General features: G+C 36.8%; 16 protein-coding genes and 3 pseudogenes. 8 read left to right on the forward strand and 11 right to left on the reverse strand.

Annotated features, from left to right (window positions below; all coding sequences use genetic code 11):
- Positions 1-474: 474 nt before the first annotated feature.
- The 4 genes and pseudogenes from mobV to RTR43_RS24225 form a co-directional block, all read right to left on the reverse strand.
- A complete protein-coding gene (gene mobV / locus RTR43_RS24210) occupies positions 475-1,710 on the reverse strand; it encodes a MobV family relaxase (protein ID WP_312476302.1) in 1,236 nt (411 codons plus the stop codon).
- A 345-nt stretch (positions 1,711-2,055) separates the two neighbouring features.
- Positions 2,056-2,409, reverse strand: a complete 354-nt coding sequence (locus RTR43_RS24215; protein ID WP_312476304.1) for a helix-turn-helix domain-containing protein — start codon at positions 2,407-2,409, stop codon at positions 2,056-2,058.
- 287 nt (positions 2,410-2,696) lie between these two features.
- Positions 2,697-3,524: pseudogene (locus tag RTR43_RS24220) on the reverse strand (IS3 family transposase); the annotation flags it as partial.
- Positions 3,524-3,799 carry a transposase gene (locus tag RTR43_RS24225; protein WP_004906421.1) on the reverse strand — a complete coding sequence of 92 codons (276 nt, stop codon included), beginning with the start codon at positions 3,797-3,799 and terminating at the stop codon, positions 3,524-3,526. The gene RTR43_RS24225 and the pseudogene RTR43_RS24220, both read right to left, overlap by 1 nt.
- A 287-nt stretch (positions 3,800-4,086) precedes the next feature.
- Between RTR43_RS24225 and RTR43_RS24230 the strand changes: the two genes are divergently transcribed.
- The 6 genes from RTR43_RS24230 to RTR43_RS24250 all read left to right on the forward strand — a co-directional run bounded on the left by RTR43_RS24230 (position 4,087) and on the right by RTR43_RS24250 (position 8,730).
- Positions 4,087-5,937 carry a heavy metal translocating P-type ATPase gene (locus tag RTR43_RS24230; protein WP_312476308.1) on the forward strand — a complete coding sequence of 617 codons (1,851 nt, stop codon included), beginning with the start codon at positions 4,087-4,089 and terminating at the stop codon, positions 5,935-5,937.
- 63 nt (positions 5,938-6,000) lie between these two features.
- The gene (locus tag RTR43_RS24235; protein ID WP_010276741.1) at positions 6,001-6,237 is read left to right on the forward strand and encodes a heavy-metal-associated domain-containing protein; all 237 of its coding nucleotides are present in this window, start codon (positions 6,001-6,003) and stop codon (positions 6,235-6,237) included.
- A 1-nt stretch (position 6,238) separates the two neighbouring features.
- On the forward strand, positions 6,239-6,790 hold the full coding sequence (locus RTR43_RS24240; protein WP_010276748.1) for a Dps family protein: 552 nt from the start codon (positions 6,239-6,241) through the stop codon (positions 6,788-6,790).
- A gap of 16 nt (positions 6,791-6,806) precedes the next feature.
- Positions 6,807-7,499, forward strand: coding sequence for a Crp/Fnr family transcriptional regulator (locus tag RTR43_RS24245; protein ID WP_011666808.1), 693 nt, complete (start codon positions 6,807-6,809; stop codon positions 7,497-7,499).
- Positions 7,500-7,561: 62 nt separating this feature from the next.
- Positions 7,562-7,858 carry a transposase gene (locus RTR43_RS25725; protein ID WP_080567320.1) on the forward strand — a complete coding sequence of 99 codons (297 nt, stop codon included), beginning with the start codon at positions 7,562-7,564 and terminating at the stop codon, positions 7,856-7,858.
- A 386-nt stretch (positions 7,859-8,244) separates the two neighbouring features.
- Complete coding sequence (locus RTR43_RS24250; protein WP_004903726.1) at positions 8,245-8,730, forward strand: VIT1/CCC1 transporter family protein; 486 nt, start codon at positions 8,245-8,247, stop codon at positions 8,728-8,730.
- Positions 8,731-9,540: 810 nt separating this feature from the next.
- Here the strand turns inward: RTR43_RS24250 and RTR43_RS24255 are convergent.
- The gene (locus tag RTR43_RS24255; RefSeq protein ID WP_396954623.1) at positions 9,541-10,131 is read right to left on the reverse strand and encodes a site-specific integrase; all 591 of its coding nucleotides are present in this window, start codon (positions 10,129-10,131) and stop codon (positions 9,541-9,543) included.
- A gap of 60 nt (positions 10,132-10,191) precedes the next feature.
- On the opposite strand from RTR43_RS24255, the gene RTR43_RS24260 reads away from it, so the two are divergent.
- Positions 10,192-10,542, forward strand: coding sequence for a type II toxin-antitoxin system RelE/ParE family toxin (locus tag RTR43_RS24260; RefSeq protein WP_152338981.1), 351 nt, complete (start codon positions 10,192-10,194; stop codon positions 10,540-10,542).
- The gene (locus RTR43_RS24265) at positions 10,539-10,823 is read left to right on the forward strand and encodes a helix-turn-helix domain-containing protein (RefSeq protein ID WP_004903734.1); all 285 of its coding nucleotides are present in this window, start codon (positions 10,539-10,541) and stop codon (positions 10,821-10,823) included. Before RTR43_RS24260 ends, RTR43_RS24265 begins: the two co-directional genes overlap by 4 nt.
- 431 nt (positions 10,824-11,254) lie before the next feature.
- Here the strand turns inward: RTR43_RS24265 and tcrB are convergent, their stop codons facing one another.
- From tcrB to RTR43_RS24295, 6 genes and pseudogenes are all read right to left on the reverse strand, one after another.
- Positions 11,255-13,402, reverse strand: coding sequence for a copper-translocating P-type ATPase TcrB (gene tcrB / locus RTR43_RS24270; RefSeq protein WP_312476316.1), 2,148 nt, complete (start codon positions 13,400-13,402; stop codon positions 11,255-11,257).
- Positions 13,403-13,540: 138 nt separating this feature from the next.
- Positions 13,541-13,675, reverse strand: a pseudogene (gene tcrZ, locus RTR43_RS24275) (copper chaperone TcrZ); the annotation flags it as partial.
- 45 nt (positions 13,676-13,720) lie between these two features.
- Positions 13,721-13,906 (reverse strand): annotated as a pseudogene (locus RTR43_RS24280) (cation transporter); the annotation flags it as partial.
- Between the two features lie 12 nt (positions 13,907-13,918).
- Positions 13,919-14,374 carry a CopY/TcrY family copper transport repressor gene (locus RTR43_RS24285; RefSeq protein ID WP_312476318.1) on the reverse strand — a complete coding sequence of 152 codons (456 nt, stop codon included), beginning with the start codon at positions 14,372-14,374 and terminating at the stop codon, positions 13,919-13,921.
- Positions 14,375-14,907: 533 nt separating this feature from the next.
- Positions 14,908-15,480 carry a DNA-binding protein gene (locus RTR43_RS24290; RefSeq protein WP_312476320.1) on the reverse strand — a complete coding sequence of 191 codons (573 nt, stop codon included), beginning with the start codon at positions 15,478-15,480 and terminating at the stop codon, positions 14,908-14,910.
- Positions 15,473-16,627, reverse strand: coding sequence for a RepB family plasmid replication initiator protein (locus RTR43_RS24295; protein ID WP_312476322.1), 1,155 nt, complete (start codon positions 16,625-16,627; stop codon positions 15,473-15,475). Before RTR43_RS24295 ends, RTR43_RS24290 begins: the two co-directional genes overlap by 8 nt.
- Between the last annotated feature and the right edge of the window lie 72 nt (positions 16,628-16,699).

Consider the following 16,699-nt stretch of genomic DNA (forward strand, 5'->3'; position numbering starts at 1 on the left):
TGTTGGATAAGCATAAAGAAAAACTTTTAGACGGGAATTTCTTTATGCTTTTATTATAACATTATATAGCGACAAAATAGTTTAAAACGTCGCTATATACATAGTTTTTTGTCGCTATATACATAGTTTTTTGTCGCTATATGCATAGTTTTTTGTCGCTATATTACCTATTAAACCCTTGATATTACTGAATTTATAACCACGCAAAAGAACAAAAGGTTAAAGTATAAAAGATAAACTTATAATAGGCTGCGCCTTTTTATTAAACCCATAAAAAACAAAACAAAAAAAACCCGATCGTAAGTCAATTTTTTACGTAGGGTTCTTTTTTGAACGATTTTCAATGATATATCCCTTATTATCTAATATTATATCCCCTTAATAAGCCGATAGAGTCATTTTAACTTGGTTAATGATTAATTTATACGTTTTGTGTCTAAAAACGCTTAGAAGGGCAAATAAGACGGTTTAACGTTAGATACTTGGTCCTTTAAAAATATCACGCGTTAATTCAATGATTCGATTAATTAATGCTTTAACTTGTTCAATCCCTTGATCTAATCTAGTCAGCAATATTTTAGTATCAGTATCTTCTCTAGCAGTCGTCAGCGTTGTTAACCATGATTTGGCCGTTTTCTTATTTTTTGTAAGTTCGTCATGATCAAGCTTATAAAGCACATAGCGTGCTTGAACATCACTCGTTTTCATACTGTTCACACCATAATCGTTTTTAAGCATATCACGCATAGCATAATCCAGCTGTTGCTGGTCTCGCTGCCGCTTCTGAAGCGCTTGATGCGTTTCTTTTAGGTTTTGATAGTCAGATTGGATGCCAGCTAATTGCGCTTTGACTTGTCCTAAGGTTTGCTTGAGTTCTTCCGTCTCATTCTGGCTTTGTAAGGTGGCTTTCTTCATCGTGGCTAACACACTTTTAAAGCGATCTAAGTCATCTGGTTTAAGCACCGTCTTACCAAAGAGATTTTTAGATAAGTCTTGTTTAAAGTCATCAATTTGTTTTTCGGCTAAGTCCACTTCCGTTAAGGCTTGATCCGTGATTTTTAGTACGGCCTTTTTAGCCGTAATATTGTCTTCAATGTCAGCTAGTTCAGCCTTTAAAGCGTTGAACTGATCATTGTATTTTTTGATTTCAGCCACATTCTCAAACGGTAAGGTTTTGTTATTTAAAATCCCTTGTTCATAAAATGGCAGCACTTTTTTTAAATGCTGATCTAAATCCTCATGAAAGGTTTGCAAATCCTGCCGCGTGAGCACTTCTTTAGCGGATACTTTATCACGTGATTTTTTATCATCAAAAACCACTGGGACAAAGGCATAGTGCAAGTGAGGGGTTGTCTCATCATAATGCACGACAGCGGCCACGGCATTTTCTTGACCATAACGTTCATTAAGAAAATTGGTGGTTACTTCAAAAAAGGCGCTCTGTTGCTCGTAGGGCGCTTCTGCGAGTTCTTCAGGTAAAGTGACTATCCAAGTCGCCAATGCCTTCACGTCGTCTCTTCTCATGCAATAAATGTCATTTAAGCGCGCATTGAAGCGTGAAAGCATATCTGAACCATCTGCCATGAGCTCTTGATTCAGATAGGTTTTCGACACATCAATTTCTTTGTTAGTGTGATGGTCGGTTTTACGTTCAAAATGGACCGCTAAACCGGGTACTGCGCCACGCGTATTTTTCTTTAAATGCGCCATCAAAAATGCCTCCTCGAAAAAGGTTTTCCAAGACCAGTATAACACCGTTAAAAATCTGGTATAGCCTGTTATACCAAAATTCTATTTTGGACAGGCTCTGCGAGGCGAGTCATCGACAAGCGATGACAGTAGCGTTTCCCCTTCCTACTGGGGAAACTGCTATTTTATAGCGCCTATTATCCGGCTCGTAAGACCTCCGGCGGGGCAAGCTGATGTCAGCTTAACCACATAAAAAATAAGTTGAGATAGCATCGGTGTCTATCCCAACTTATTTTGAATGCTAATATAATTCTCCATCGTATTAATTTAAGTCTCAAAGGATTACCAATATTCCCTGTAAGCCAACTACATGCGTTTTTTTGGTAACCATTTTAATAAATCAAGGCTGGTATGGATTACAACCAGGATTGTCAGAATGATATAAAAGGAATTATCTGAGGTGAGCTTGTTTTCGATCATCATGTAAATTACTATCATTACGGCGCACAATAGGAAAATAATATTAAGTATAGTATCTGCGATGCCTAATACTTTCTTTTCAAGCAATATGTCTTTATAGTTTTTATCTTCCCCAATCAGTTCATCCAATGAAATACTGTATAAATCTGAAATCATAATAATATTAGAGATATCGGGATAACTTTTCCCACGTTCCCAATTAGATACCGCTTGATATGATACGTGTAAACTTTTAGCCATGTTTTATTATGACATCTTTTTGTTTTCACGAATAATTTTTATTTTTTCACCTATTTGCATATGCTAAATTCCCACCATTTATAGTCTTTAATACAGAGCATAGCAAAGTTCAGGTTGATAAGTCACTAAAGTATTGCTTGAGTCTAATGATCTATGCTTTTTAGCTATAAAACCTTAGCTATAACTACAACTATAACTGTAGTTATAGCTAATGAGTTTAACCAAAATCAATTTGATTTGCTCATAAGTCAATAATTCGGAATGTTTTTTATCTAGGGCTGAACTGATTAGGCAACTTTTATTTTTTGATTGGCAAGACTGATTCTTTCGTTGTTGAACCAATGAATATACTTGGACACATCTAAAATTAGATGTGCAATCGATGGAAACCGGAATTGATAAATCATTTCACGCTTTAATAGGGAGTGAAAACTTTCAATTTTGGCATTATCATATGGATGTCCTAGTTTTGAATACGAATGATCAATTTTATGTCGCTTTAACAAATTTTCAAAGCCAAAACTAGTGAACTGACTGCCCATATCAGTATGTAAATAATTTGGTTTTTTATCAGTTGACAGCGATCTTTGTAGTGTTGTAACTACCAATTTGGTATCCATCGTGGCACTGATTGGATGGGCTAATATCTTACGCGTTTGTAACTCTAAAACTGACGCTAAATAGACCCACTGACCATTACTCAACTTTAAATAAGTGATGTCCATGCTCCAAGCGTTGGCTTCGGGTAAATGCCTGATTAAGTTGGGACGTTGACGATAATCAACAGTTGTCGTTGGTTTGTTAAATCGACGACTCATGACAGAGTATATGCCAGCTTCTCGCATTAAACGACGAACTCGGTTGGTTCCATGATGCAAATTCAGATCAGCTAATGCTAATCGCAGACGTGGCGCGCCATAAGCTTTATAGTTATTTTGCCAAATTTCACGCAACAAAGCTTTTAAGATCGTGTCTTCTCGTTGTCGTTGGCTCTCAGTATAGTGAACCCAATCAAAGTAGGTGCTTTTGGGTATTTTGAGTAGGCGAAGCACCATCATGAGTTTAAAATGCTGTTTTAGCAATGATTGGACAATAGGAAAATGGGTCTTACGTGTTACTTGCGATGTTCGCCCAGCAAAACGGCCGCAATTTTTAAAATTTCGTTTTCTTCTTTGAGTCTTGCGACTTCTTTCTGCATTGCATTAAATTGGGCGCGAGTCACTGGCTTACCGGTAACGTCCGTCCCTATGATTTGGGCTTTCTTCACCCAACCCGTGACGGTTTGTACAGCCAAGTGGTATTCATTGGCTAGAGAATTAGCAGAACGTCCCTCGTTATACAAGGTGACAATTGATGACTTAAATTCTGTTGAGTATCGCTTAGCTTTCATAATATAAAAAACTCCTATACTTGATTATCTCGGATTATGCCCTAGAAATAAAGCGGTCCGGATTTTCAGTATACGAGCAATTCAACATAGTCTCACGGCTGGCTTGATCTAAACCAAGGTAAGCCAGTGTCATGGCCGCACTAGAATGATTCAATAAGTGCATGACTAAGCCAATATTATAATATTTTTACTTATTTAGAACTATTTCATAAACTTGATGGACGTCAAGTTTATATCTCCCAAAAGTTAATACACTTTAGTTGAACTAAAATTAAGGGAGAAATCATATGCAACATAATATTCTTAAATATAAAAATAAAATTATGAGTATCACTGGCTTACTCATTGCCTTAGGACTAATTTCACACTTTATTTTTGCCAATACAATAATTTTTAATAGTGCTTTTATTATAGCTTCGATATTAGGCGCTACCCCCATTTCTTTACAGGCTTATCAGGCTATGAAAGTAAAAGTAGTAAGTATTGATGTTTTAGTAACGATAGCGGTCATTGGTGCTCTCTTTATTCAAAATTATGAAGAATCAGCAATTGTTACTTTTTTATTTTTATTTGGATCATATTTAGAACAACGAACACTTAACCGAACACGATCAGCTATTAAAGAGTTGACGGAAATGGCTCCAGAAACTGCTTTTAAGCAATTGACAGGGGGACAATTTGCAGAAGTAGATATTGATGAAGTAGAAGAAGGGGATATTCTCCTAGTAAAGACTGGTGCCAAGATTCCCGTAGATGGTCAAGTAACTACTGGAAAAGGATATGTAAATGAGGCTAATATCACAGGTGAATCTTTACCTTTAAAGAAAGAAAAAGACGATGAAGTATTTGCCGGTACTATTATGGACAATGGTACTATTCAAATAGTGGCTGATAGAGTAGGGGAAGATTCTACATTTGGAAAAATTATTGAGTTGGTAGAAGAAGCACAGGATTCTAAATCAGAAGCAGAACGATTCATTGACCAGTTTTCTCGCTGGTATACACCTGCAGTACTTACAATTGGGCTGTTGGTTTGGGTATTAACCAAAGATACAGAACTTGCGATTACTGTATTAGTACTTGGGTGCCCAGGGGCCTTGGTAATTGGTGTACCTGTTTCAAATGTTGCGGGTATAGGAAATGGTGCAAAAAATGGTATTTTATTTAAGGGTTCTGAAGTGATTAGTCATTTTGCCAATGCAGATACAGTGTTATTCGATAAAACAGGTACCTTAACTGAAGGAAAGCCTGAAGTGAGCGAGATGATTCACTACGGGAATAATCAGGAGGAGGATTTATCGCTATTGTTTTCAGTTGAAAATGAGTCTGATCATCCATTAGCCGTTGCTATTGCAAATAAATTAGCACAATATAAATTAAAACCTATAGAAAATACACAGGTTGTAAAAGGTGGGGGCGTAATTGCTCACGTAGATGGGCACATTGTTTCAGTAGGGAATAAAGCCTTAATGAAACAAGAAAGTATACCGCTATCTGATGATGTTCTTAAAAAATTGAATAAATTAGAAAGAACCGGTAATTCAATTGTATTAACGGCAGTTGATCATAAGTTAATCATGTTAATGGGTATCCGCGACAAAGTTCGACCAGGTGTTAAGCAGGACTTACAAAAATTAAAATCACTTGGTATTAAAAATCTCATTGTATTATCAGGTGATAACCAAGGTACAGTTAATTCAGTTAAAAAGGAACTAGGTTTAACCGAAGCCCATGGTGATATGCTACCAGAGGACAAGCAAGCATTTCTAAAAAGACGACAGGACTCAGGTGAAATAGTTGTTTTTATCGGTGACGGCGTTAATGACAGTCCCTCTCTGGCTACTGCAGAGGTAGGTATAGCTATGGGGAATGGAACAGATGTCGCAATTGAAAGTTCAGATATTGTTTTAATGAATTCTAACTTTAACCGCCTTCCTCATGCTTTAGGCCTAGCAAAAGGAACATATGCGAATATGCGACAAAATATTCTAATTGCTGTTGGAGTCGTAATAATACTATTGGTTAGTTTAATATTTAGTGAATGGATGTCTATGTCAATTGGGATGTTGGTTCATGAGGCCAGTATTTTAGTAGTTATTTTAAATGCAATGAGATTAAGAGGTTATCAATTAAGATAATTGATCTATATCAAGTATTTTAAAAAGAATGGCCTATATAATTTACTTAAAGGAGTGATAGATATGACTAAAGCAACATTAAAATTAGAAACATTAACTTGTCCATCATGTTTACAAAAAATCGAACATGGTTTAAAACAGACTGCTGGTGTAAAAAAAGATTCTGTAAAAGTACTTTTCAATGCGAGTAAGGTAAAAGTGGATTTTGATGAAAATCAGGTCAATTTGAATACAATTGAAAAAGCAATTGAAGACTTAGGATACCCAGTAATTAGTTCAAAAGTAAAGGAAGGTGCATAAAATGACAACGATAAATGAAAGGCAAGAAAAATTAGCTGCCGAACAAGCATATAAAGAACACATTCATCATACTAAGATTAATTCTGCAGCTGTTACAGATCATATACTTGCTAATATTCATACATTACATGTAAAATTACATCAATATCATTGGTATGTAAAAGGCAAAAATTTCTATGCATTGCATAATGTTTTTGAAAATTTATATAACGAGAATGAGGCATGGTTTGATAAAATTGCAGAACGTTTACTAGCTTCAGGATTTAAGCCAGCATCAACAACTACTGAATTTCAAGAATTTACAACGATTTCTGAAGATTCTTCGGAAAAATATTACACTGCTGATGAGATGGTCCTACAGATAGTAGAAGATTTTAGATCTAATCGTGAATTTACTATTCGTGCAATTCGCTTAGCACAAGAAGAAGGAAATGATGCTTTGGAAGATTCACTAATTAGTTATAAAGCTTATTTAGACGTAAATATTTGGCAACTTCAAGCATTTATTAATAAGGATGCCTTAGAAGACGATGACTATATAGATAACGATTAATTAGGAGGAAAACGGTATGGCAAACCATAATCATCATAGTCATGTAGATTGTATACGTTTAGTGCCGATTTTCAATCATCTCAATGATGAACAAATGCGTCTAATTGCTCAATCAGCGAATGAAGTACAATACGTAAAGAATGAGCTATTATTTAGGTTTGGTGATAAAGATGACACATTATATATCATAAACAATGGACGTGTACGTATTTATAGCCTAAGTGAGTCTGGTCGTGAGCAAACTATACGCATCCTACATCCTGGTGATTTTATGGGGGAAGTTGCTATTTTACAGACTGAAAGTTATCATTCGAATTATGCTGAAGCAATATCGGAAACAAGTATTTGTAGGATTCATAAAAAGAATTTAGATCAATATTTAGATCTCTATCCAGAAATCATGCGACGAATATTATCGGATATTACAAAACGGCTACAGTTATCAGAAAAACAAACTGTGCAAGTCAGTACTGAACCTGTTGAAGCTCGAATTATTGATTTTCTATCAGAAAATGTTGAAGATGAAAAAAACCATACTTATGTGACTTTACCCATGTCAAAAAAAGATTTGGCTACTTACCTGGGGACAACTCCAGAAACAATAAGCCGTAAGTTCTCATCATTGGAAGAGAGAGGTCTAATTAAACGGCATACCCAAAAATGTGTTGAGATATTTGATTTAGATGAATTATTATTTGTATCAAGTTAAGTCGATTTATACTTAAAAATAAGGATATCGTTTTAAATGATGAACATGGCGGTACACAGTTCATCGTCACTAACCTAAGTCTTCCACAAAAAGACATCGTCCGTGTTTACCGCAAGCGTGCGGCGATTGAAGATATTATTCGCGAGCTTAAAGGTGGATTTGCCTTTGGCAAAACTGATAGCAGTTCATTTTTCGCCAACAAAGCGCGCATGTGGATCTCAGTAATTGCATCAAACTTGATGCGGTTGATGAAGAGTATTGCGTTGGACGACCAGCAACAATCGTGGACAATCAATACCTTTCGAGACCGTTTGTTAAAAATCGGTGGACGTGTGTCACTAAGCACGCCCGCAAGGTGATTTTGACGTTAGATAGCCGCATCCAAGAACAATTCGATGGTCTGTTCTGGCGAGCTTGGGAACGACTAAATGCTTTGTAGCAATAAAACAACGAAGTAGATTTTCAAAAAAATAGCAAAATCTGGCTGGTTTTAGTGTTCCTATTTTTCTCAAAAAACGCTCAATCGAAAAAACACCCTGAAACTGTGCCAAGGTACTGGCAGTTTCAAGGTGTTTTATCGTATTTTACTGATTTAGCTGTGGTTAAAAATTTAGTGCATGAATAATCCGGGTTTTATTTGTTTCGTTTTTGAAACATTTTTAATCCGATGTGAAATTACCGATAATTGGTCACTTTTTTCTTATATATTGGTTTTATCACCACTGAGAGAAACTGGAGAAAATAAATGAAAAAACACGTTTCAGCCATCGTCTACGGTGGCTTAGATGGCATTATCACGACGTTCGCAGTCGTTGCTGGATCGGTCGGTGGTAACGTTTCAAACATCGTTATCATCATTTTGGGATTCTCAAACTTATTAGCCGATGGCTTTTCAATGGGGGCCGGTGCCTACCTGTCAGCAACATCGGATAACAATCAATCAAAAAGTAAAGCATTGGCAGCTGGTATCGCGACATTCATTTCGTTTAACGTCTTCGGTTTAATTCCACTAGGTGCCTACTTAATTACAAATGCGCTCATTCACGACAAAGCCATCGCCTTTCCAATCGCCTTTGTCATCGTCGGTGTCTCTTTGGCGTTGCTAGGCTGGGTGAAGGCCAACCTGTCAGAGCAGAAAGTAAGAACAGAAATTCTACGCACACTTTCTGTCGGGTACGTCGCTGCAATTGTTGCTTATGGCGTTGGTATCTTACTGAATTATTATTTGTAGACAAAAAAACACCTTGAATATTCAAGACGTTTTTCTTTTTAGATATTTAGTTATATGGTAATCAGTTATAGATTATTTAAGTCAAACAATCCTCGACGCTTAGCTTCTTCTTTAGCTGCGTTCATTAAATCAGCAGAGTATAGCGCATCAGGGTGCTTGCCTGTCGATTCGTTAGAAATAATCCGGGTAAAATTTTAAATCATATTTTTAGAACACCTTTAATTGAGTCGACCTGTAATAGCTAACCATGTATACAAAGAAACGATATGTTATATTACGTCATCGAAAATGGTGTCCTTAGGGAGTTACTTTTAGTGGTTACCAACACGCCTGCTGACAAAAAACACTTTTTTGTAAAGAAAACCCCAAACAGGTGAGTAAATCTGTTCGGGGATATCTAGAAAGACGCTCTATGGTCGAGAAAAGTGAGATGGTGTAGAACTTAATACCCGGATTATTCATCAAGACAAACAAAAACCCGCTGAAACAGCAAGTTAATACCGTTTCAGCGGGTTTTGCGCTTTCACCCGTTGGGTGAAAACCATAGGAGCTCTTTGTTATGATATTTTGTTAGTGAAAAACAAACCAAATACTCAAAAATTGGAGCGTCTAAAATTATGACTCAAAAAGTATTACCTAGCAACCCTTTAGTTGCAGTTTCAGACAATGGGGCACCAATTACCTCGGATGGTGGCAACGTGTAATGATGTTGTCTAATTGTGCCTTAGTAATCCTAGTCATTAAAAATACCTCCATAGTGGCGTCAAAATGAACAAATACGTGCTAATTTAGGGAGATTAGTTGGCGTTATTACCCAAAATCAATTTGATCTAACATTGTTTCGCGACTTGCTTGATCTAACCCGAGATAAGTAAGCGTCATAGCCTCACTCGAATGATTCAATAAGTGCATGACTAAACCAATATTATAGTTTGATTGCGTATAAACGCGATAGGCACCTGTTTTACGCATGGTGTGTGTGCCCAGATAGTTAATTCCTAATAGGTCACCAACACGTGCCATCACCTTATAAAACTGCTTCTCTGTGATATGTTGATCTGGATGGGACGTTGAGGGAAATAACCAATCCGAAGTGATATTCTGTTGGACTAGCCAATCATGATATTGCAACAAGTCTTGTTGCACGGGCTTTAAATATAACGTGTTCGCTTTACCTGTCTTTTTATCATGAATAAAGGCCGTGTTTTTAACAGACCCATCGGGATTATAGACATCCGATTTCTTTAACGTCATCACATCACTCACCCGCAGTAGAGTGGCTTTGCCAACTTGAAAGATAGTGTAGTTGCGGCGACCCGCCCGAAAACTATCTAATAAGGTGTCTTGCACCATTTTTAAGACGTTGGAGTCTTTGATGGGGAGGACAATTTGTTGCACCATTAGCTACTCCTTTAAAGTTAATAATTTGATTGATGATAGCGCATCTGCTATCATGTTGTTATGGAAAAATTTGAGTTTGATTATTACGATTGGGCTGAATTTGAACAGTTCTTAGATCAATTACCTGATAAAGATGCTGCTAAATTAATTGCAACCATTCAAAATATTGAAAATAATGGCCTCTTAGTGGCGGAAAGACAATTATGGGTAAAAAATCTAGAAAATAATCTCTATGAAATTCGTTCTAAACGATCTTCAAACATTCAAAGGGCTCTTTACTTTCAAGTCAAAGGTAGTCAATACATTATTACTAACGCTTTCACGAAAAAAACGCAAAAGACACCTGAAAATGAAAAGAAAATCGCTCGGAATAGACGCAGTCAGTATTTGAATAAGGAGGAAAATCAATGAGTAAACTTGATGCATACGTTGCTGAACGTAGTAAAAAAAATCCTGAATTTGCACAAATTGTTGAGCAAGAAAATATTAATTTAGAGGTCGCAGTGAAAGTTCGTGACCTTCGTGCAAATATGGGATTGAGCCAACGTGAATTTGCCAATTTGATTGGTAAACCACAATCAACGATTGCACGCATTGAAAATGGTTCGATGAATGCTTCGACAAAAATACTATCTGAGATCGCCCAAGCAACAAACCAACGTTTGACCATTCAATTCAGTCCAGCATTTTAAGATCTATTATAACATTAAACAAAAAAACAGCCCCCATTATCTACTAGTCAGATAATGGGGGCTGTTTTAATAGTCTTTTTGAGGGGTCATTATATAATTATAGACCCTGAGTTAAGGAATGTACTGATGTTTTCTAGTATAGTCCCTAGTTTGATAATATTTATTGTATTTTTCTGTATTTAGTTATTCGATGATATCGAGGCTAATATGTCAGTCTTCCAAGCAGCCATTGGTTAGTATATCAATTTTTATAATCGCAATCGTATCTCAAATGTTGCCTAAGTAACTGAATAAAAATAGACCAATTTATTGACTTCTGAGCAAAAAGGAAGAGATGATTTTTTAAATTATTTCATCTCTTCCTTTCCTGTGAAACTATTGTATTTTTACACGATAAGGTCATTCAATTATTTCATGTGCCAAATAACTGTTTATTTTGGCTCTAATTTCAATGTCATAGCATTGATGGCAACAATTACAGTCGAAAGTGACATCAAGACGGCACCGACTGCTGGACTTAATGTTATGCCAATTGGTGCTAGTATTCCTGCAGCTATTGGGATCGCGATAAAGTTATACCCTGCTCCCCAAACAAGATTTTCTTTCATCTTACGTGTGGTCTTCTGAGCCAACTCGATAAAGGATTCAATGTCGCCAGGGTCTGACTGTGTCAAGATGACATCGGCTGAATCCAATGCTACTTGAGTTCCGGCACCAACAGCTATACCAACGTCTGCTAATGCAAGAGAAGGTGCATCGTTGACCCCGTCACCGACCATGATAACTTTCTTTTCTTCTGCTTTAAGTTTTTCAACTAATTCATATTTGTCTTGAGGAGATTGATTAGCTAGATAATCAATACCTAAAATTTCTGCAGCCCCTTGAGCCGCTTTTTCATTGTCACCCGTTGCCATAATCGGCTGAATCTTGTTCTTTTTAAGGGCTTGTATTAAGGCTTTACTTGTCGGTTTTAATTCATCCCCTAAAGCTACAGCACCGATTGCTTCGTCGTTTTCTACTAAGACACTGAGGGTTGCTCCTTTTGGAATATCCATATCCAGATTACGTCCATATGCTTTTTGACTGATTAATTGATAACGATGTCCGTTAGCTTGACCTTCTACACCAGCGCCAGAAATAACATCAATCGAATCAAAACTTACTGGACGTATCTCTTGCTGTTCTGCGTAACTAATAATTGACTGAGCGATAGGGTGACTAGATCCACCTTCGATACCTGACAATAAGGCAACGATTTCATCTTTCGTATATTTATCATTAAGGAGTTCAACATCTAATACTTTAAACTCACCAGTTGTTAAAGTTCCAGTTTTATCTAAAACCATAACATCTGCGTTTGTAGTCAACTCCAAAGCGTACCGGTCCTTCACTAATAATCCCCGACTGGCCCCTAAGCTGGTACTACGAGCAGTCACCAATGGAATAGCCAGACCCAGGGCATGCGGACAAGCAATAACTAATGTGGTGACTGTAAAAATAACTGCCGTTGGTACATCAGCTATAACCATCCATATGACAAAGGCAATAAGAGCTACAATAACCGCAATATAAAAGAGCCATCCTGCAACTTTTTGTGCAAGATTTTCTGCTCGAGAGGGTTGGCTTTGAGCTTGACTGATTAATGTCTGAACCTGAGAAATGAAGAACTTATCGCCCGTCTGCTTTATTTCCACATAGAGGACTCCGCCACCATTGGTTGATCCACCGATGACCTCATCTCCAGGATTTTTTTCAATTGGTTTCGATTCCCCAGTCACAAGCGCTTCGTTTACACGTGATTCGCCACGCTGGATCGTTCCATCTGCTGGAACATTTTCTCCGGCTTGAACACGAATCAAATCACCTACTTGCAAGTCAGCAACTGGACGAGTCTCAATCGAATCGTCTTCTAAAACAACATGAGCATCTTTCGGCACCAACTCAGCCAATGCTTTTTGCGCGTCCCCTGCTTCACCCAATGCCTTCATTTCAATCCAGTGTCCTAATAACATGATTAAAATTAACGTTGTAAACTCAAAGAAGAAGTCCATGACATGTTCTCCGGTCACATATCGAGCGGCCACTGCGTAAACACTATAGGCATAAGAAACCGTTATTCCCAAAGTAATCAAGGACATCATGCCTGGAGCTTTTGAATTAAACTCATCTTTCGCACCCATGAAGAATGGTTTTCCGCCAAAAATGTATAGAATTGTTGCCAATACAGCTGCTACAACGTCTGCATAAGGAAAGATAATTTGGAAAGGCAACTGAATATCCATCAAAGGAGTAATGAGTAAGATTGCAATTCCTAATGGGAGTGACTTCAAGAAAATCTCCTTAAAGCTACCGTGATGGTGGTGGGCATGAACTCCCATTGCGCCATGATCCATTTCACTGTGATCCATCGCACTATGATTCATCTTGCTGTGATCCATTTCACTATGATTCATCTTGCTGTGATCCATTTCACTGTGATCCATCTGACTATGTTCCATTTCATTATGGTCGTATTTTGAGTGACCCATGTCGCCGTGATTATGATGACTATGTGACGAATGTTTTTTGTTATTCCTCATTTTTAATTCCTCCTTATTATATTAGAGACTGATTTTAAAGTTTTAGAACTTTCTCATCTAACACTGCATATAATTCTCATGAAAAGGGTTCTATACTTTATCTCTATCTACTATCTATGAATAAATGGTATTCGTACTTTATGCACTTAATACTGAATAGTTAGTTTCTGCTAAAGCAGCATTGAGCGTTTCGGTATCAATCTCTGTTTGACTTTCAAGTACTGCTTTTTTAGTCGCTAAATCAACCTCTACAGATTAAACCCCTTCAATTGCAAAGGTTTGCGTCTTTCCCTCTTGGGCAATCAGTTCATACCCTGAATTATCCACCGCTTTTTGTAGATTTTCTACCGAAAAAGTTGGTTCATTGTATTCTATACTCAACTTTTCTGTTGCTAGGTTCACGGAAGCCTGTGTGACCCCACGTACTTTTTTTGCCGCTTTTTCTACTGTCTGCGCACAAGACGCACAGGTCATACCTTCTATGGCAAACGATTTATTCTCCAATTTTTTCGCTCCTTATTCTCCATGATGATGTAAATGGCAATCGCATTGCCCTTCTGTACACTGACAATCCACTTCTTCTACTGCGAAAGCTTTTTTCATCTCTAATATTTCTTCTAGTCGCTGGATATCATCGAAGCTTAAGACATGATCTTCAATGATACTCCCTACTACATTCCCGACATTCTTTCGACAAATACGGTTGAAAATATCGTCTGTATAATTTCCTAAGGCTTCTTTCTCTTCAATATTGGTAGTATAAATAAATTTTCTACCTTCTTGCTCTGTATTTAGTACGCCTTTTTCAACCAGTCGACCTAAGAGCGTTTTGATAGTGGCTTGTTTCCAGTCCATTTTTTCTTTCAATATGGAGATGACTTCTTTACTAGTCACTCGACCAGTCACCCAGACTACACGCATAACTTCCCATTCAGCATCTGTGATATGAGGGTTAACTACTATTGTACTCATTCTCTTTCCCTCCTTATTGTCTACATGCGTAAACGTAAATGTTTGAGATAAGTTTACTATTGTAAACCATTCTTGTCAAGTCTTTTTTAAATAAATGTAACCGGCTATTATTGCCTTTGTTTTCCTATCTTTACCCAATACTAATTATAAGGTTACCATTGATTTACTTTTATTGATTTTAGAATTCCTTATTTTTAAAATCTCAAGTTCTTCGCGAAGTTTGTCGTTTTCCTTTTGTAATGCGTTTACATCAGCTTGCGTCCATTTTTCGCCGTCCACTTCGTGGACCGCGTACAACTTGACCTAGTTACGGATTGAGTCGACCGAAGGTCCGTATTCAGCGGATAGATCAGTATATGAACGGCCTTGATTGTGCATCTCAACAAGAGACTGCTTAAATTCTTTTTTGTATCGAATCATATTAAAAAATGCTCCTATGCTATTAGTTTACAGGGCAGAAGAAAATCTGTCCGTAAATCTAGCATAAGAGCATTCCGCCATTTAACTAGTCTTCTTTTCTTTTTTAGTTGTAACTATTTACCAAAACGCCACCACTTTTTAGGTTTAGGTTGTGACTCCGGGGTGCTATTTTCAGGTTCCGGTTGTTTGTCTGACGTCACTTCTTTTTCACCATCATCATGCGGTGCCGTCGTTAAGGCTTTCAAGTCCTTAATTTCTGCCTTGTATTCTTCGAGCAGTTGTTTGTCCTGTAAGGCTAGCCGTTGTTGCTGATCTAATAAATTTTGCATTTGTGATATTTGTGAATCTTTATTTTCTATTTGCTTATCTTTAACAGCTAATTGTTGTTCTAATATTTTAAATACATAGCTATTATCCGTTGTTTGCTTATTATCACTGGTAACATTAGCATTACCACCGTTACCACCAACGTTGCTACCTACTTTTTCACTGCCGTTACTACTAGAAAAATGCTGTTTTAAAAGCCTGTACCCACTAACCGTTACTACTAATGTTTCTACTCCGTTACTATATACAGTTTCTACGTAGTTTGCTCTAAATTCATCGGTTAATCTTTTCCTAACAGCTTGCTTAGATACCTTAAATTCATCAGCAAGTTCTCGAATTGTTTTTAAATTTTCACTCATGATCTATATCCTGCCTTTTAACGATTGGTAGATACTGTTCAATCGATTTTTTAAGATACTTAGCAATATTATTTTTCGAATAGTCATCTTGTTTATCTCGAATATATGCTAAGTGTCCTTTTACACCATTTAATCCACGTAACTCTTTTAATTCGTCATAAAGTGGATAAACATTTTTCTGTAGCCCTGACAAAATAGCCGTATCCGTCAAATCAATGTATGACAACAAGAAATGTTCCATCAACAATTTTGTATATGGACTCTTCATAGCTTCATATACAAGATCTTTTTCACTTTCTTCTTGTCTTATCTTACCGTCAATATAAACGGGATCATCTAATTTGTAACTAATATCATCTGCGACTTGGTTTTTAGTGATATGAAAGACAATACTTTCAATGCTGCGTCCTTTTTTCACTTTTTCATACGTAACATTAAAGCTGGTATGGTTTGTGATTTCTTTAATCGGATCTTTTAATACTCTTCTTTCAAAATCAGTAAACTTTTTATATTCACTCACCGTATCGGTCGTATCGCGCAATTCTCGAATAGTGATTATCGGATTACGGTAACTTTCCACTTGCTCTTCTCTTCGCCCACCTTTAACGCTGTAATGCTCATATTGGTTGTAATTCATTGATAACCAACGGTACAAAATAATTGCATACTTGCTATTCAATTCAGAAATTTCTGATAAGGCATGTTGCGTAAAATTGGTTTTGAGATTGATTAAATAAGGCATGATTTCGGGGCTAAATCGGATAGTTACTTCATCATGATAATCCGCCCATTTAACATAAGGGATAGGCACAATACTTTCAAATTCATATCCCTCTTCTTTGGCTTTTTTTATCTTAAAAAATGCTTGTTTCTGCATTTTTTCAATTGCTTCTTTAAAACGACTATGTTTATTGCTATCATCCACGTTAAAAAAAGCAAATAACTCTTGCTTGGATAAATAAACTGTCTGGTCTTTCGGGGGATTTTCTGTATCAATTAAAGAGACAGCTAATTCAAACATCTTTAATGGGGTTTTGTCCATTTTGGCAATCGATGTTATTAGACTATTATGTTCAACAACTTTACGTTTTGATAATTCATTCAAGGTCTGTACCTGCCTTGTCTTTGATTCTGTTATAATAGACATATAAATACGCTCCTTTAGGCGTGTTGTTGGATAAGCATAAAGAAAAACTTTTAGACGGGAATTTCTTTATGC

This window comes from Neobacillus sp., assembly GCF_031988165.1.
In the GTDB taxonomy this organism is placed as follows: domain Bacteria; phylum Bacillota; class Bacilli; order Bacillales; family Cytobacillaceae; genus Neobacillus; species Neobacillus rhizosphaerae.